This window comes from Agrobacterium sp. CGMCC 11546 (genome assembly GCF_013365515.1).
Taxonomy (GTDB): Bacteria; Pseudomonadota; Alphaproteobacteria; order Rhizobiales; family Rhizobiaceae; genus Agrobacterium; species Agrobacterium fabrum.
The window spans coordinates 950,307-967,190 of the sequence record NZ_CP047388.1 but is presented as its reverse complement, the minus strand read 5'-3'; the positions used below and the strand labels follow the sequence as shown (position 1 = coordinate 967,190).

The 16,884-nt window shown below is 60.1% G+C and carries 13 protein-coding genes; all 13 read right to left on the bottom strand.

Annotation, left to right across the window (positions count from 1 at the left end; translation table 11 throughout):
* Position 1: 1 nt before the first annotated feature.
* Positions 2-916, bottom strand: a complete 915-nt coding sequence (locus tag GSF67_RS19175) for a carbohydrate ABC transporter permease (RefSeq protein ID WP_006312914.1) — start codon at positions 914-916, stop codon at positions 2-4.
* 3 nt (positions 917-919) lie between these two features.
* Positions 920-1,786: a carbohydrate ABC transporter permease gene (locus GSF67_RS19170; RefSeq protein WP_006312915.1), complete on the bottom strand. Its 867-nt coding sequence runs from the start codon at positions 1,784-1,786 to the stop codon at positions 920-922.
* A 2-nt stretch (positions 1,787-1,788) separates the two neighbouring features.
* On the bottom strand, positions 1,789-2,859 hold the full coding sequence (locus GSF67_RS19165; RefSeq protein ID WP_006312916.1) for an ABC transporter ATP-binding protein: 1,071 nt from the start codon (positions 2,857-2,859) through the stop codon (positions 1,789-1,791).
* A gap of 14 nt (positions 2,860-2,873) precedes the next feature.
* The gene (locus GSF67_RS19160; RefSeq protein ID WP_006312917.1) at positions 2,874-3,944 is read right to left on the bottom strand and encodes an ABC transporter ATP-binding protein; all 1,071 of its coding nucleotides are present in this window, start codon (positions 3,942-3,944) and stop codon (positions 2,874-2,876) included.
* Positions 3,945-3,981: 37 nt separating this feature from the next.
* The gene (locus GSF67_RS19155) at positions 3,982-5,505 is read right to left on the bottom strand and encodes a glycerol-3-phosphate dehydrogenase (protein WP_006312918.1); all 1,524 of its coding nucleotides are present in this window, start codon (positions 5,503-5,505) and stop codon (positions 3,982-3,984) included.
* A 107-nt stretch (positions 5,506-5,612) separates the two neighbouring features.
* The gene (locus GSF67_RS19150) at positions 5,613-6,386 is read right to left on the bottom strand and encodes a DeoR/GlpR family DNA-binding transcription regulator (protein ID WP_006312919.1); all 774 of its coding nucleotides are present in this window, start codon (positions 6,384-6,386) and stop codon (positions 5,613-5,615) included.
* 141 nt (positions 6,387-6,527) lie between these two features.
* A complete protein-coding gene (gene cysG / locus GSF67_RS19145; RefSeq protein ID WP_006312920.1) occupies positions 6,528-7,994 on the bottom strand; it encodes a siroheme synthase CysG in 1,467 nt (488 codons plus the stop codon).
* The gene (locus tag GSF67_RS19140) at positions 7,966-10,614 is read right to left on the bottom strand and encodes a nitrate reductase (protein ID WP_006312921.1); all 2,649 of its coding nucleotides are present in this window, start codon (positions 10,612-10,614) and stop codon (positions 7,966-7,968) included. The genes cysG and GSF67_RS19140 overlap by 29 nt, the downstream gene beginning before the upstream one ends.
* 214 nt (positions 10,615-10,828) lie before the next feature.
* Positions 10,829-11,164 (bottom strand): nitrite reductase small subunit NirD, encoded by a 336-nt coding sequence (gene nirD / locus GSF67_RS19135; RefSeq protein ID WP_003519747.1) that lies wholly within the window; start codon positions 11,162-11,164, stop codon positions 10,829-10,831.
* 5 nt (positions 11,165-11,169) lie between these two features.
* Positions 11,170-13,617 (bottom strand): nitrite reductase large subunit NirB, encoded by a 2,448-nt coding sequence (gene nirB / locus GSF67_RS19130; RefSeq protein ID WP_006315515.1) that lies wholly within the window; start codon positions 13,615-13,617, stop codon positions 11,170-11,172.
* Positions 13,618-13,622: 5 nt separating this feature from the next.
* Complete coding sequence (locus GSF67_RS19125) at positions 13,623-14,420, bottom strand: ABC transporter ATP-binding protein (protein ID WP_006315514.1); 798 nt, start codon at positions 14,418-14,420, stop codon at positions 13,623-13,625.
* Positions 14,421-14,433: 13 nt separating this feature from the next.
* The gene (gene ntrB / locus GSF67_RS19120) at positions 14,434-15,327 is read right to left on the bottom strand and encodes a nitrate ABC transporter permease (protein ID WP_006315513.1); all 894 of its coding nucleotides are present in this window, start codon (positions 15,325-15,327) and stop codon (positions 14,434-14,436) included.
* 113 nt (positions 15,328-15,440) lie between these two features.
* Positions 15,441-16,733 (bottom strand): CmpA/NrtA family ABC transporter substrate-binding protein, encoded by a 1,293-nt coding sequence (locus tag GSF67_RS19115; RefSeq protein ID WP_006315512.1) that lies wholly within the window; start codon positions 16,731-16,733, stop codon positions 15,441-15,443.
* Positions 16,734-16,884: the final 151 nt, after the last annotated feature.

Sequence of the window (16,884 nt, the reverse complement as noted above, 5' to 3'; positions counted from 1 at the left end):
GTCAAACCCTCCCCAGCGCAAAGCCCTTGGCGATGTAATTGCGCACGAACCAGATCACCAGCGCACCCGGTATCAGCGTCAGCACACCGGCAGCGGCAAGCAGGCCCCAGTCCATGCCGGCGGCGGAGACGGTGCGTGTCATCGTCGCAGCAATCGGCTTGGCGTCCGTCGTCGTCAGCGTGCGGGCGATCAGAAGTTCGACCCATGAGAACATGAAGCTGAAGAAGCAGGCAACACCGATGCCGGAGGCGATGAGCGGCATGAAGATCTTCACGAAAAATTTCGGGAAGGAATAGCCGTCAATATAGGCGGTTTCGTCGATTTCCTTCGGCACGCCGGACATGAAACCCTCGAGGATCCACACCGCCAAGGGCACGTTGAATAGGCAATGCGCCAGCGCGACCGCGATATGCGTGTCGATCAGCCCGAAAGCCGAATAGAGCTGGAAGAACGGCAGCGCGAAGACGGCGGGCGGCGCCATGCGGTTGGTCAAAAGCCAGAAGAACAGGTGTTTGTCGCCCAGGAAACGGTAACGCGAGAAGGCATAGGCTGCCGGAAGCGCCGCCGCGACGGAAATCACCATGTTCATGACGACGTAGATGATCGAGTTGATGTAACCCGAATACCAGGATGAATCGGTGAAGATCGTGCGATAGTTCTGCAACGTCGGCTGGTGCGGATAAAGCGTCATCGACGAGACGATTTCCGCGTTCGTCTTGAAGCTCATATTGATAAGCCAATAGATCGGAACCAGCAGAAGGATGATGTAGATCGTCGGCACCAGCCAAGAAAACCTGGACGGCCCATGGTGGCGGCGTGATCGTGCTGTTCCGGCAAAGCTGGGCCTTACCGACACCGCTGAGCCAGTGCCGAAGCCATTTCGTTCCACGCCGGTGGTGACATTGGAGGCGCTCATGTCTCAAGTCTCCGCGTCGTGGCTGGTCATCACGGTGTAGAACACCCAGGACAACAGCAGGATGATGAGGAAGTAGATCAGCGACATGGCCGCCGCCGGGCCGAGGTCGAACTGGCCGAGCGCCATCTTCACGAGATCGATGGACAGGAAGGTGGTGGAGTTACCCGGGCCGCCGCCGGTGACGACGAAGGGCTCGGTATAGATCATGAAACTGTCCATGAAGCGCAGCAGGAAGGCGATCAGCAGCACCCGCTTCATCTTCGGCAACTGAATGAACCGGAACACCGCGAAACGTGATGCGCCGTCGATCCGTGCCGCCTGATAATAGGCATCCGGAATGGAAACGAGGCTGGCGTAGCACAGGAGCACGACAAGGCTCGTCCAGTGCCAGACATCCATGATAACGACCGTAATCCAGGCATCGACGGGATCATTGACATAGTTATAGTCAAGCGCGAGCTGATTGGCATAATAGCCGAGCAGCCCGATATCGCTGCGGCCGAAGACCTGCCAGATCGTGCCCACCACATTCCACGGCACCAGCAGCGGTAACGCCATGGTGACGAGGCAGATCGGCACGCCGATGCCGGATTTCGGCATTTTGAGTGCGATGAAGATGCCGAGCGGAATTTCGATTGCCAGGATGACGCCGGAAAAGACCAGATTGCGTCCGAGCGCGTTCCAGAAGCGGTCGGAGCTGAGAATTTCCTGAAACCATTGTGTTCCCGCCCAAAAGAACTGGTTGTTGCCGAAGGTATCCTGCACAGAATAATTCACGACGGTCATCAGCGGAATGACGGCGGAAAAGGCGACCAGCACCAGCACCGGCAGCACCATGAACCACGCCTTATTGTTCCAGCTTTTTTCCATCGTCAGGCTCCCATCTTCACGCGCCAGGAATCGGCGAAAACGCCGACCGCAGCCGGGTCGAAACGCACACCCGCTTCCGCCGGAATCTCCTCGTCTTCGGCGACAACGATTGCCAGCTTCTGGCCCGCAAACCGGGCGCGGACGATCTTCTGCCGGCCGATATCCTCGATCTTGTCGATGCTGATCGGCATGCCGCCGCGCTCCAGCCGGATGAATTCCGGGCGGATGCCGATCTCGATGCGTTGCGCTCCATCGACCTTCGGCGCGCCTGCCAGCGGCACACCAAGACCGCCGACCACAGCCGTCGTCCCCTCGATGTTGGCGGGCAATACATTCATGCCCGGCGAGCCGATGAAATAACCGACGAATGTGTGTCCCGGCCGCTCGAAAAGCTCGGCGGGCGTGCCGATCTGAACGATCTGCCCGTCATACATGACCACCACCTTGTCGGCGAAGGTCAGTGCCTCGGTCTGGTCATGCGTGACATAAACCATGGTGAAACCGGACTGACGGTGCAGGCGCTTTAGCTGCGAGCGCAGAACCCATTTCATGTGCGGATCGATGACCGTCAGCGGCTCGTCGAAAAGTATGGCGTTGACGTCGGAGCGCACGAGACCGCGCGCCAGCGAAATCTTCTGCTTCTGGTCTGCCGTCAATCCGCGCGCATGGCGTTTGGCCATGCCGGAGAGGTCGGTCATTTCGAGAATTTCTCGCACCCGACGATCCACTTCGGCTTCCGGCACCTGCCGGTTACGCAGCGGAAAGGCGAGATTGTCGTAGACCGTCATCGTGTCGTAAACGACTGGGAACTGGAAGACCTGAGCGATGTTGCGATCTTCAGTCGCAAAATCGGTCACGTCGGTTCCATCAAAGGCGATGCGGCCTTCGGAGGGGCGCAGCAGGCCGGAAATAATGTTGAGCAGCGTGGTCTTGCCGCAGCCGGAAGGTCCGAGCAGCGCATAGGCGCCGCCATCCTCCCATTCGTGATGCACCTCTTTCAGCGCATAATCGCCGGCAGCCTGCGCCTTGGCATTATAGGCGTGGCGGATATGATCGAGCGTGATGCGTGCCATGACCGATCTCCCCCTCAGGCCGCTTTGCCGATGGCGCGACCATTCGCGTCAAAGGCCATCAGGTGTTTTGTATCGAGAAACAGCTCGATATCCCTGTCGGGTTCGATGTCGTGGATACCATGTGCCAGCATGACCCAGCGCCGGCCGGAAAATTCCACATGCACGAAACTCTCCGAGCCCGCGATTTCCGAAATCAGCGTCCGCGCCCGGATGGATTGCCGCGCCTCACCCTTCGCATACGGGAAAAGATGATGCGGCTGGAAGGCAATGGTCAGAGGTCCATCCGGCACGGCGGCAAGATGCGCCGGCACCGCAACCACCGCCTTGTCGGCGCGCGTGAAAGCGTTACCCGTCTTGATGACCTCGATGGTGTTGAGCGGCGGATCGGCAAAGATTTCCGCGGTCACGATATCCACCGGCTGCCGGTAAACCTCGATCGTGCGGTTGAACTGCGTCACCCTTCCTTCGTTGAGCGTCGCCGTATTGCCACCCAGAAGCAGCGCCTCCGAAGGTTCCGTCGTGGCATAAACAAAGATCGCACCGGACTCGGCAAAGATGCGCGGCAACTCCTCGCGCAGTTCCTCGCGCAGCTTGTAGTCGAGATTGGCCAGCGGCTCATCGAGCAGCACCAGATTGGCGTTCTTGACGATGGCGCGGGCAAGCGCCGTGCGCTGCTGCTGGCCGCCGGAAAGATTGAGCGGCGTCCGGTCGAGATAGGGCGTCAGCCTCAGAAGCTCGGCGGCCTTTCTCACCTCCCGGTCGATGGTCGACTGGTCCTTGCCGGCAACCCGCATCGGCGAAGCGATGTTTTCATAAACGGAGAGCGCCGGATAATTGATGAACTGCTGGTAGACCATGGCGACGTTGCGCTTCTGTACCGGCCAGCCGGTCACATCCTCGCCATTAAAGAGGATCGAGCCGCCGCTCGGCTTGTCCAGCCCGGCCATCAGCCGCATCAGCGTCGTCTTGCCCGAAAGCGTCGGTCCAAGCAGGACGTTCAGGCTTCCGCGCTGCAACGTCAGATCGGTCGGGTGAATATGATAGTCACCACCCACCATCTTCGAGACGTTTCGCAATTCAAGCATGGTGATCCAAAGCCTCCTCCGCTTTTCGATCGGATCGTCAGATTGCCTTCAAGCGTCCACCTGCAATGCCTTCGATATAACCCTCCAGCCCGCGCGCCTCTTCAGGCGTCAGGAAAAGCCCCTGCTTGGTGCGGCGCCAGAGAATATCTTCCGCCGTCAGCGCCCACTCCCGCGCCATCAGCCAACGAACCTCGGCCTCGTAAAGCGTGCCGCCGAAATGCCGACCCAACGCCGCCATATCCGCAGCTGCGCCAATTATGGCCACCGCATCCGTTCCATAACAACGAACCAGCCGCTCGGCATGACGCCTATCGAGGAAGGGATAGCGCGACCGTAAGGCCTTGACCTCTTCCGCATAGGCCTCGGCACCGAAATTTCCGCCCGGCAAATGCGAATCCGCTGTCCAGGGCGTGCCCTTTTCACCCAGCGCATCGCCGATTTTTTCAAGAGCATGTTCGGCAAGCCGCCGATAGGTGGTGAGCTTGCCGCCGAAGATATTGAGGAGCGGCGCTTCACCTTCCGCCCCTTCGGTTTTCAGCACATAATCGCGGGTCGCTTCCTGTGCCTTCGATGCGCCGTCATCAAAAAGCGGCCGCACACCGGAATAGGTCCAGACGATATCGGCGGGCTTTACCGGTTCAGCGAAATATTCACTCGCGGCATTGCAGAGATAGCTGATTTCCTCATCGCTGATCTTAACAGCCCGGGGATCGGCGGTATAGTCGCGATCCGTCGTGCCGATCAGGGTAAAATCCTGCTCATAGGGGATGGCGAAGATGATGCGGCCGTCCGGATTCTGGAAAAAATAGGCGCGCGGATCGGCAAACTTCTTGCGCACGATGATGTGGCTGCCCTGCACGAGGCGGACATTATGAACATTGTTCTTGCCAAATGTCGCAGCCAGAACCTTGTCTACCCACGGGCCTGCGGCATTTACCAGCATGCGCGCCCGGTAGGTCTTGCTTTCGCCGGCGGCATTTTTCGTTTCAACCCGCCAGAAGGCACCTTCGCGCCGCGCGGAAACCACCTGCGTGCGGTTAAGGATCACGGCGCCACGATCGGCCGCATCGCGGGCGTTCAACACCACCAGACGGGCATCATCCACCCAGCCATCGGAATATTCGAAGGCGCGGGCAAAAATCGGCTTTAGCGGTTTTCCGGCGGGATCGCGGCGCAGGTCGAGCGAACGGGTGGCCGGCAAAAGCTTGCGGCCGCCGAGATGATCGTAAAGGAAAAGCCCGAGACGCACGAGCCAGGCCGGGCGCACCCCGCCCTTCTGAAACGGCAGCACGAAACGCATGGGCCAGATGATATGCGGCGCCATGGCCCACAGCACCTCGCGTTCCATCAAGGCCTCTCGCACGAGGCGGAATTCATAATGTTCGAGATACCGCAAACCGCCGTGGATGAGCTTCGTGGCAGCCGATGACGTGCCGGAGGCGAAATCGTTCATTTCCGCAAGTGCGACGGAATAGCCTCTGCCGACGGCGTCGCGCGCAATGCCGCAGCCATTGATACCGCCGCCGATCACGAAAATATCGTGAATTGCCTCGTCAGACATGCACCCTCCCGCGCTTTCATCGACGCTCTCCCCATCGATATATTGAAAGCACAGCTATCTAATTCGAAGACAAAACGAATGTCAAACGAAATTCCGACGCCGCTCGATCAGGCGTCACGGGCCTCGGTTTCGATTAGCCGGACATCATGATCGGCACAGATGCTGCGGATGGAATCAATCGGACAATGATCGGTGATGAAGGTATGAACCTGCGAAAGATGGCCGATGCGCACCGGGGCCGTGCGTTCGAATTTCAGTGAATCCGAAACCAGAATGACATGGCGGGCATTGGAGATGATCGCCTGCGCCACCTTGACCTCCCGGAAGTCGAAGTCCAGCAGAGCCCCGTCCTCATCGATGGCCGAAACACCGATTACGGCGAAATCGACCTTGAACTGACGGATAAAATCCACTGCCGCCTCACCGACGATACCGCCATCGGAGCCACGCACCACGCCGCCGGCAATCACCACCTCAATGCCCGGGAACACCCTTAACCTGTTGGCGACGTTTATATTATTGGTGATCACCATCAATTCATGATGATCCGCCAGCGCTTCACCCACCGCTTCGGTAGTCGTGCCGATATTGATGAAAAGCGAAGAATTGTTGGGAATGAGGGCCGCGGCAGCGGCCCCGATCGCCTGTTTTTCGACAGAAGCAATCGCCCGCCGCGCCTCGTATTTGACGTTTTCATTGCCGCTCGGAAAAAGCGCGCCGCCATGAATGCGGGTCAGCACCCGTGTATCGCAGAGATCGTTGAGGTCTTTGCGGATCGTCTGGGGGGTCACCGAAAACCGCGCCGCCAGTTCGTCGACCAGCACCCGGCCGTTCGCTTTCGCCAGCGCAACGATTTCATCCTGACGCGGTGTGAGCAGCATTTCAGCTTCCCTCCTCTTCCAATTTTTTCGTTTTATTGAAGAGCGAACGAAAAACCAATGTCAAGGGAGGGTTTTATAGCGGCGTTAGCCACCACTTTGCGGATTTTCCTGAAGAATGCAGGGGCCTGATCAAAAAGTTTATTAGCCGGCTTTTTGAAAAGGCGCAGCAGGGGTCTGTTCTCCGCGGTTGACAGAAGCGGAACGGAACGCATCCCCGACACCGATCAGCACGGGTTCTTTCACGCCCAGCCTCTCGACTGCAGCAGCCAGTTGCGCGAGCGAACCGCACCAGGGTTGTTCATTCACCCGGCTGACGGAAATCATCACAACCACGGGGGTCGAGGCGGGCATGCCGTGGGCGAGCAGGCAAGACTGGATGTCCGCGGCGGTTCGCCCGCCCATGTAAAACACCGTGGTCACCGAAGGGTTCGACAGGGACTGCCAGTCGATATTTTCCGGCAGCTTTCCCTGCCGCGAATGTCCGGTGACGAACCGAACGGATTGGGCATGGTCACGATGGGTCAGGGAAACGCCGAGACGTGAGGCCATGGCGCTTGCGGCGGTGATGCCAGGCACAACCTCGACCGGGATATTTTCGGTTTCCAGCGCCGCGATCTCCTCGCCGGCACGTCCGAAAATCATCGGATCGCCGGATTTCAGCCGCACCACCCGTTTACCGGCCTTGGCGAAGCGGATCATCATGTCGTTGATGTCTTCCTGTTTGCAGCTTTCGCGACCGCCGCGCTTGCCGACCAGCATGCGCTTGGCCTCCCGCCGCGCCAGTTCCAGCACCTCCGCCGAGACGAGATCGTCGAACAGGATGACATCGGCCGCCTGCAGGGCACGCACCGCTTTCAGGGTCAAAAGCTCAGCATCGCCCGGTCCCGCGCCCACCAGCGTCACAAAACCACGTCCCGATTCTGCCCGGACGGGCTGCGCGCCGATATCCGTGAGCAGCCGTTCTTCGCTATCCTCGTCCAGTTTTTCGGTAAAAGCCCGGTCGACGAATTTTTCCCAGAAGGAGCGCCGTGCCGCACCAGGCGCAAGCCGCAGATTAACACGCTCTCGAATTGTCTGGGCAAGCGCACCCCAATCCTTGAGCGAAAGCGGCAGCAATGTCTCAATGCGCCGGCGGATGGCCTGCGCCAGAATGGGCGCGGCACCATCGGTGGAGATCGACACCACCACCGGTGAGCGATTGACGATGGAGCCGAACTGGAACTGGCAGAATTCCGGCTTGTCGATGACATTGACCGGCACGCCTGCTGCCCGCGCGGCATGATAAAATCTTCCGGCTTCCTCTTCAGTTTCGCAATCTGCCAGCGCCAGTTCCGCCCCTTTGAAAATATCTGCATCCCAGCAACGGTCATGCCATGTCAGCATCGGGCTTTTTGCGACGAGCGTCGCGAGGCTTTCCGAAAGCCCGCTTTCCTCGCAATAAAGATCAAGCTGCGCCCCGCAGGCCAACAACAGTTCCGCCTTCCAAGCTGCTCCGTCCGATCCGCCTGCCAGAACGACGCGCTTACCCTCGAGCCTCCAGAAGACCGGCAATTTGGCGAGCCTCTCCATACGGGCCGGTTCATTCCGCTGCGGTTTTAAGGCATCCATCGATGATTCCCCTGATTTCGGCGCGGCAGGAGCCGCAATTGGTTCCGGCATTCAGCGTCTTGCCGATGGCTTCGACGCTGTGGCAACCATCACGAATGGCAGCGGTGATCTGGTTCACCCCGACATTAAAGCAAGAGCAGACCGTGGCGCCCGGATCGGCCCGCCCGGCCCCCGGACGACCGGCGACCAGCGCAAAACGCATGCGCAAATCCTCATGCCGTTCGGAAAGCTGCGATATCGCCCAGTTGCGGGCGACCGCCACCGGCTCCCGCGCGATGAACAGCGCTGCAAGCAGCGTATCGCCGTCGAAAAAGGCAAGGCGCAGATCCCCCGTCTGCCGGTCGCTATACCCCAGCGGCTCGATCCGGACATCGATGCCGAAGACCCGCCGCGCCCAGAGCGTCCAGTCTTCAGGCGCTTCCGCGAAGGCAAGCTCCATGCGATAGCCTCCCTCGGCCTTGGCGATCGCCCAGTAGGAGCAGTCCGGTGCAGCCGGCCGGGTATTGGAGATGGCAAAACCGTAGGCGCTCGCCTCGAAACGCCTTGCCCTCACGCCCACGTTTTTCGAAGCGGGCTGGCCGGAATGCGGGTCCGTGACCGGCGCGACAATGACGTCGATCCGCGCCCGCGGGGCGAACTGATCGTTCCAGTGCATCGGCGCGAAAACCGACCCGCGCGCCTGCCTTTCACTGATCAGGGCCCGCAACAGCACCTTGCCGTGCGGGCTTTCCAACTCCACCAGATCGGCGCTTTTTATTCCTAGTGCCTTTGCGTCGCGCGGGTGAATTTCTGCAAAAGGTTCGGCAATATGGGCGGTGAGACGCGCGCTTTTGCCGGTGCGCGTCATCGTGTGCCATTGATCGCGAATGCGGCCGGTATTTAGCGTCAGCGGATAGTGCGCCGATGTTCTGTCCGTCTCCGGCAGGGCGGTGGCGATGAAGCGTGCCTTGCCATCGGCATGATAAAACCGGCCATTCGCGAAAAAGCGGGTCACCTCGGCCTCGCCGGCCCCGGCTTTCGGCCACTGGAAGGGTGTCATCGTCTCGTAGGAATCGCGTTCGCTTCCGCCGATATCAAAATCACGACGCCCCGCATTCTCGAAACCCGAAAGGGCCGCATGTTCTGCAAAAATCTCCGAGGGCTGCTGGTAAGCAAAAGCAGCGTCGAAGCCCATGCGTCGGGCCACTTCCGCCATCTGCCACCAGTCGGCTTTCGCTTCGCCGGGTGCATCGAGAAAGCTGCGCTGACGGGAAATGCGTCGTTCGGAATTGGTAACGGTACCGTCCTTTTCGCCCCAACCGAGCGAGGGCAGAAGAACATGAGCATGGCGGGCCGTGTCTGTATTGGCCATGACATCGGAGACGACGACGAAAGGACAGGCCTTGATCGCCGCCTCGACGGCACCGGCATCCGGCATGGATACGACTGGGTTTGTGGCCATGATCCACAGCGCCTTGATGCGGCCATCAGCCACCGCCCGGAACATATCCACCGCCTTGAGACCGGGTTTCTGCGCGATGGCGGGCGAGGCCCAGAAGCGCTGCACGCGGTCGCGATCTTCAGCACTTTCGATGGACATATGGGCGGCCAGCATGTTTGCCAGCCCGCCAACCTCGCGCCCGCCCATGGCGTTCGGCTGACCAGTCAGCGAAAACGGCCCCATGCCCGGCCTGCCGATACGACCGGTGGCGAGGTGGCAATTGATGATGGCGTTGACCTTGTCGGTGCCGCTCTCCGACTGGTTGACGCCCTGGCTGTAACAGGTGACGGTTTTTTCCGTGCGCTCGAACAATTCATAAAAGGGAATCAGTTCGGCGATGGTCAGGCCGGTGGCCTCGGCAATTTCCGGCAGGCTATGCTCACTTGCGGCCTGCGTGGCGGCCTCGAAACCGGCCGTGTGGTTTTCAACGTAGCCGCGGTCTATTGCGCTGCTGGCGAAAAGATGCGCCAGCAGGCCGGTAAACAGCGCCACATCGCCATCCGGGCGGATTGCAAGGTGCATATCGGCAATATCAGCGCTCATCGTCCGGCGCGGATCGATGACGACGACCTTCATCCCCGGCCGCGCCGCCTTCGCCGCCGCCAGCCTTTGATAAAGAACGGGATGGCACCAGGCGAGGTTGGAACCGGTGAGGATCACCAGATCGGCAAGCTCCATATCCTCGTAGGTTCCCGGCACCGTATCCGCGCCGAAGGCGCGGCGGTGGCCGGCGACGGAGGACGACATGCAGAGCCTTGAATTGGTGTCGATATTGGCCGAGCCGATGAAACCTTTCATCAGCTTGTTCGCGAGGTAATAATCTTCCGTCAGTAACTGGCCGGAAACGTAAAAGGCGACCGAGTCCGGGCCGTGCTTTGCGATGGCCTCGGAAAACCGGGAAGCGACGAGATCGAGCGCCTCGTCCCATGCCGCCCGTTTGCCGGCAATTTCCGGGTAGAGGAGGCGGCCGTCGAGATCGATGGTTTCGGCGAGAGCCGAGCCTTTGGAGCATAGTCGGCCAAAATTGGCGGGATGGTCCGGATCGCCTTTGACGGAAATGATGCCGGCATCGGCAACAGTTGCGATGACGCCGCAGCCGACGCCGCAATAGGGACAGGTGGTTTTGGTTTCAGCGGGCATCGAGTTGCCCTCTCGGCGTATGACGCTTACCCCCCTCTGCCCTGCCGGGCATCTCCCCCACAAGGAGGGAGATCAATCGCGGCACAAACTTCCCTTCACAACTGGCGTCGTCGCCGGTGGACGGGAAACGAGGAGACTTCCGCTTGTCGATCTCCCCCCTTGTGGGGGAGATGTCCGGCAGGACAGAGGGGGGTATCTTCGCCGCCATTACAATTCACTCCGCCGCAATCATCAGAGTTTCAAGCGCGATGGACAGCCGCCCATCCAGATTACGCACGGGAATCGTCCGCACCTCCCCCTCATCCGCCCCCAGCGCCTTGCCGGTTTCCAGCGAGATGACCCAATTGTGCAGCGGACACGTCACCGACGCCCCATGCACGATGCCCTGGGAGAGCGGCCCGCCCTTGTGCGGGCAATGATCCTCAATCGCGAAGACCTGATTTTCTGCCGTGCGGAACACCGCAATCTTGCCCATCGGCGTTTTTACGCAGCGCGCACCGCGCAGCGGGATGTCGGAAATATCGCCAATATCGATCCAGTTGCTGTCCATCGTTCTCATTCCGCTGCCTCGCTGAAACCGATTGCCGCCATGGGCCTGAACTCGTGCTTGTCGTGGCCGGACACACGTTCCGACCAGGGATCGACCTGCGCGAATTTCTGGCTGAAGACGAAGCGCTCGAAATAGGCCCTGCGCTTGTCAGTATCGCCCATGATCTGGCGGCGAACCTCGTCGTAACCGATGCGCTTGGCCCATTTGTAGATGCGCTCAAGATACCGCGCCTGCTCACGGTACATCTGGGTCAACGCGACGATATGCTCCAGCGCCTCATCCTCGGTGTGGACGAGCCCCAGCACTTCCGTGCCCTTGATATCGAGACCGGCGGCACCGGCGAAGTGGATCTCAAAACCGGAATCGACGCAGATGACACCAATATCCTTACAGGTGGCCTCGGCGCAGTTGCGCGGACAGCCGGAAACCGCGAGCTTCAGCTTGGCCGGCGTCCACGAGCCCCACATGAATTTTTCGATGCGGATGCCAAGCCCGGTGGAATCCTGCGTGCCGAACCGGCACCATTGTTCGCCGACGCAGGTCTTCACTGTACGCAACCCCTTGGCATAAGCCTGACCGGAGATGAAGCCGGCCTTGCCCAGATCAGCCCAGACAGCTGGCAGATCCTCCTTTTCGATGCCGAGAAGGTCGATGCGCTGGCCGCCGGTGACTTTCACCAGGGGAATCTCGAACTTGTCGACGACATCGGCGATGGCGCGAAGCTCGTCGGCGTTCGTGACGCCGCCCCACATGCGCGGAACGACCGAATAGGTGCCGTCCTTCTGGATATTGGCGTGAACGCGCTCGTTGATGTAACGGGACTGGTAGTCGTCGGCATATTCGTCCGGGAAATCGCAGACGAGGTAATAATTGAGTGCCGGACGGCACTTGGCGCAGCCGCAGGAGGTTTTCCATTCCAGTTCCTGCATCACGGCGGGAATGGTCTTTAAGCCCTTGGCCTTGATGAGACGACGCACATCGTCGTGGCCGAGATCGGTGCATTTGCACATGGGCTGCACGGCGGCGGGGTTGTAGGTATCGCCGAGCGTCAGCGTCATCAACTGCTCGACAAGGCCGGTGCAATTGCCGCAGGAGGCGGACGCCTTGGTGTGGGCGCGCACATCATCCAGCGAGGTCAGCCCCTTGGAGGTGATGGCCGAGGTGATCTTACCCTTGCAAACGCCGTTGCAGCCGCAGATTTCCGCATCATCCGGCAAGGCTGCAACGGCCGCCATAGGGTCCAGCGGAGACCCTCCCTGATAGGCCTGGCCGAAAATCAGGGTTTCGCGCATGGCGGAAATATCGGTCGATTTCTTCATCAGGTCGAAGAACCACGAGCCATCAGCCGTCTCACCGTAGAGAACCGCGCCGATGATGCGGTTTTCCTTGAGGATCAGGCGCTTGTAGACGCCAGCGGTGGCGTCGCGCAGCACGATTTCCTCGCGGTCGTCGCCCTCCGCGAAATCACCGGCGGAAAACAGATTGATGCCGGTGACCTTCAGCTTCGTGTTGGTGACGGAGCCGTGATATTCCGCCGAACCACCGCACAGCCGGTCAGCCAGCACCCGCGCCGATTCATAGAGCGGCGCAACCAGCCCGTAGCACATGCCACGATGCTCGGCGCATTCGCCAAGCGCGTAGATCGAGGCGTCCGAGGTCATCATGCCGTCATCCACGACGATGCCGCGATTGACGGCGATGCCGGCTTCCTTTGCGAGGCCGGAGGCGGGGCGAATGCCGACCGCCATCACCACCATATCGCCCTTGATAACGCGGCCGTCTTCCAGCTCGATGCCCTCGACCTTCTCCTCACCAAGAATGCATTTGGTATTGGCCTTGGTGATGATGTCGATGCCGCGCTCGTTCAGAGCCTTTTCGAGAAGATAGGCGGCTGCCGGATCGAGCTGGCGCTCCATGATCGTCGGCATCAGGTGGATGACGGTGACCTCCATGCCCTGACGCTTGAGGCCATAAGCCGCTTCCAGCCCAAGAAGGCCCGCGCCGATGACGATGGCGCGGCCTTTCCCCTCTGCGATTTCGAGCATCTTTGTCACGTCATCGAGATCGCGATAGGCAAGCACGCCCGGCAACTGATGGCCAGGAACGGGGATGATGAAGGGAAGAGAGCCGGTGGCGATCACCAGTCTGTCGTAGGAAGCCGTGATGCCGTTTTCGCTGGTGACGGTCTTGTTGTCCCGGTCGATGCCGGTAACTTTCGCGCCCTTGTGCAGCGTCACATTGTTAGCGGCATACCATTCGTCATTATGGATAACGATGTCTTCATAGCTCTTTTCGCCCGAGAGCACCGGCGAGAGCATGATGCGGTCGTAATTGACGCGCGGTTCGGCGTTGAAAATGGTGACGTCGTAGAGGCCGGGTGCGGTTTCGAACAGGTTTTCCAGCATGCGCCCCGGCGCCATGCCATTACCGATGATGACGAGTTTTTGCGTCATGGTGATTACTCCGCGGCTTCGACGAAGCGGTGACGTTCGTAAAGGAACTTCAGCACGGCCTCGCGGCATTTGAGGTAGATCTTGTCGGATGCAAGCTCGATGCGGTTGCGCGGGCGCGGCAGCGGCACGTCAAGCACTTCGCCAATGTGGGCGGCGGGACCGTTGGTCATCATCACGATGCGGTCGGAAAGCAGCACCGCCTCGTCCACATCATGGGTGATCATCACCATGGTATTGCCAAGCCGGGCGTGGATTTCCATCACCGCATCCTGAAGATGGGCGCGGGTCAGGGCGTCGAGCGCCCCGAAAGGCTCGTCCAGCAGCAAGATTTTCGGCTCCATAGCGAGCGCGCGGGCAATGCCGACACGCTGCTTCATGCCGCCGGAAATTTCGGACGGTTTCTTGTCCTTGGCGTGGGCCATCTGCACGAGGTCGAGATTGCGCATGACCCAGTCGTGCCGCTCACTCCGCGTCTTGGTGTTGCGGAAGACTTTGTCGACGGCAAGATTGACGTTTTCGTAAACCGAAAGCCACGGCAGCAGGCTGTGGTTCTGGAACACGACGGCGCGCTCCGGACCCGGCTCGTTAACCTCACGGTTTTCGAGCAGAACGGCACCGGCCGAAACCTTCGTCAGCCCGGCGATGAGGTTGAGCATGGTGGACTTGCCACAGCCGGAATGGCCGATGACGGAGACGAATTCGCCTTTCTCGATGGTCAGGTTGATGCCTTTAAGCACCTCGGCGCGCGAACCGCCCTTGTCGAAATATTTGTCGATATGATCGAGCTTCAGATAAGCGTTCATGATGGTCGCCCTTTTAGTTGGCCGCAGCGCCGCGGGTGATGACCTTGCCGAGCGCCGCTACCAGCTTGTCGAGCATGAAGCCGACAACGCCGATGTAAGCGAGCGCTACGATGATGTCGGGCAGGCGCGAGGAATTCCACGCATCCCAGATGAAGAAGCCGATGCCGACGCCACCGGTCAGCATTTCGGCAGCCACAATGGCGAGCCAGGAGAGGCCGATGCCGATGCGCAGGCCGGTGAAGATATAGGGCGCTGCCGATGGCAGCATGATCTTGAAGAAGAATTCGATCTGGTTCAGCCGCAGCACCTTCGCGACATTGCGATAATCCTGCGGGATGTTGCGCACGCCGACCGCCGTATTGATGATGACCGGCCAGATCGAAGTAATGAAGATCACGAAAATGGCCGACGGATTGCTGTCCTGAAAGGCAGCGAGCGACAGCGGCAGCCAGGCCAGCGGCGGCACGGTGCGCAGTACCTGAAAGATCGGGTCGAGACCGCGCATCGCCCAGACCGATTGGCCGATCACAGCGCCAAGGATGATGCCCGCGATAGCGGCAAGACCGAAACCGTAAGCCACCCGTTCCAGCGAGACCAGCACACGCAGGCCAAGGCCGATATCCTGCGAACCATTATGGAAAAACGGCGATACGATAAGATCGTAGCTTTCCTCAAAGACCTGGCTAGGCGGCGGCAGCGATGAGCCGGGGGCGGAACAGAGCAGCTGCCAGACGCCGAGCAGGACGGCAAGGACGACAAGCGGTGGTATGGTGTAGAGGGCCACCGCAGCACCCCATTTGCGCAGATCGATCCGCGGCAGATGTTTGGGCGAAAGTGCCACGACGTTTGCCTTCTGCACCGCCGGCTGCTGCGGCTCTTCGTTGAATTTTCGGGCCAATGCGGACATGGGCATTTCCTCTTGATGTCGGTTGCGGTCTGGGCTCACCCCTCATCCGGTCTTCAGTCTCGGCCGCCGAAAGGCGGGCACTGGCGGATGAGGGGCGACACCCGGTCTCCTCCTCAGGAGGCCGCCTTGATGGAAAGGCTTTCGAGATAGGCGGACGGGTTTTCGGGATCGAAGACCTTGCCGTCGAAGAAGGTTTCCTTGCCGCGCGAGGTGGAGGCGGGAAGATCGGCAACGCCGAGATCCTTCGCCGCTGCGCGCCAGATATCCTCGCGGTTCACCTTCGCAACCAGCGCCTTCACGTCAGTATCCGGCGCAAATTTGCCCCAGCGGATGTTTTCAGTGATGAACCAGCTGTCGTGGCTGTGGAAGGGATAGGAGGCGTGCTCCTGCCAGAACTTCATCTGCAGGCCGGTGTTTTCCAGCACCCGGCCGTTGCCGTAATTGATATTGCCCTTGAGGCGACCGAGAACATCCTTCGGCGGCACGTTGAACCACTGGCGTTTACCGAGAATGGTGGACATCTCCTCCTTGTTCGCCATCTCGTCGCACCATTGCTGCGCTTCCATCACGGCCATCAGCAAGGCCTTGGTGGCGTTGGGGTTCTTTTCCACCCAGTCGGCGCGCATGCCGAGCGCCTTTTCCGGATGCCCTTTCCAGAGTTCCCCGGTGGTACAGGCAGTAAAGCCGATGCCCTGATTAACGAGCTGCTCGTTCCACGGCTCGCCCACGCAGAAGACGTCCATATTGCCGACCTTCATGTTTGCGACCATTTGCGGCGGCGGAACGACGATGGTGGAGACGTCCTTGTCCGGATCGATGCCGCCGGCAGCCAACCAGTAGCGGATCCAGAGATCATGCGTGCCGCCGGGGAAGGTCATGGCGGCCTTGATTTCCTTGCCTTCGGCCTTCTTTTTCTCGAAAGCCGCCTTCAGCTTGGAGGCATCGAGCTGGACGCCGGTCTCTGCATATTCCTTGGCGACGGAAATGCCTTGGCTGTCGAGATTAAGGCGTGCGAGGATCGTCATCGGCACCGGCACGTTGTTCTGCGTCACCTTGCCGGTATGCATGAGATAGGGCATCGGCGTCAGGATATGCGCGCCATCGATGCCGTTCGAGGCGCCGCCGAGCACGAGATTGTCGCGCGTCGCCCCCCAGGAGGCCTGTTTCAGAACCTCGACCTCAGGCATGCCGTGCTTGGCGAAAAGTCCCTTCTCGGCCGCAATGATGAGCGGCGCGGCGTCGGTGAGCGCGATGAAACCGAGTTTTGCACCCTTCACTTCCGGCTCTGCGGTGGCCGCGAAAGCGCCTGACGGAAACGCGGTGCGAACGGCAGTGACGAGAGCTGCGGTGGCTGTCGTCTTCAGTATCGTGCGGCGGCTGACGGTGCCGGAAAATATCTTCTTCATTCGCATGTTCCCCTTATTGAGCCACCGCTTTGGATGACGTCTTCGCTTGCGAAAAAACCTGAAAATAAAAAAAACGCCGCTCGGTGTTTGCGCCTTCGGAACAGGAGTTGTTCCGGGCAGCAAAACCTTGCGACGTCTATGTCTCTGAAAG

Excerpts from the sequence above, each read along its gene's own strand:
- ntrB (WP_006315513.1), bottom strand. The coding sequence starts at position 15,327 with ATGTCCGCATTGGCCCGAAAATTCAACGAAGAGCCGCAGCAGCCGGCG.
- GSF67_RS19165 (WP_006312916.1), bottom strand. The coding sequence starts at position 2,859 with ATGGCACGCATCACGCTCGATCATATCCGCCACGCCTATAATGCCAAG.
- GSF67_RS19150 (WP_006312919.1), bottom strand. The coding sequence starts at position 6,386 with ATGCTGCTCACACCGCGTCAGGATGAAATCGTTGCGCTGGCGAAAGCG.
- GSF67_RS19125 (WP_006315514.1), bottom strand. The coding sequence starts at position 14,420 with ATGAACGCTTATCTGAAGCTCGATCATATCGACAAATATTTCGACAAG.
- GSF67_RS19140 (WP_006312921.1), bottom strand. The coding sequence starts at position 10,614 with ATGCCCGCTGAAACCAAAACCACCTGTCCCTATTGCGGCGTCGGCTGC.
- GSF67_RS19115 (WP_006315512.1), bottom strand. The coding sequence starts at position 16,733 with ATGAAGAAGATATTTTCCGGCACCGTCAGCCGCCGCACGATACTGAAG.
- GSF67_RS19160 (WP_006312917.1), bottom strand. The coding sequence starts at position 3,944 with ATGCTTGAATTGCGAAACGTCTCGAAGATGGTGGGTGGTGACTATCAT.
- nirB (WP_006315515.1), bottom strand. The coding sequence starts at position 13,617 with ATGACGCAAAAACTCGTCATCATCGGTAATGGCATGGCGCCGGGGCGC.
- GSF67_RS19170 (WP_006312915.1), bottom strand. The coding sequence starts at position 1,786 with ATGGAAAAAAGCTGGAACAATAAGGCGTGGTTCATGGTGCTGCCGGTG.
- nirD (WP_003519747.1), bottom strand. The coding sequence starts at position 11,164 with ATGGACAGCAACTGGATCGATATTGGCGATATTTCCGACATCCCGCTG.
- cysG (WP_006312920.1), bottom strand. The coding sequence starts at position 7,994 with ATGGATGCCTTAAAACCGCAGCGGAATGAACCGGCCCGTATGGAGAGG.
- GSF67_RS19155 (WP_006312918.1), bottom strand. The coding sequence starts at position 5,505 with ATGTCTGACGAGGCAATTCACGATATTTTCGTGATCGGCGGCGGTATC.
- GSF67_RS19175 (WP_006312914.1), bottom strand. The coding sequence starts at position 916 with ATGAGCGCCTCCAATGTCACCACCGGCGTGGAACGAAATGGCTTCGGC.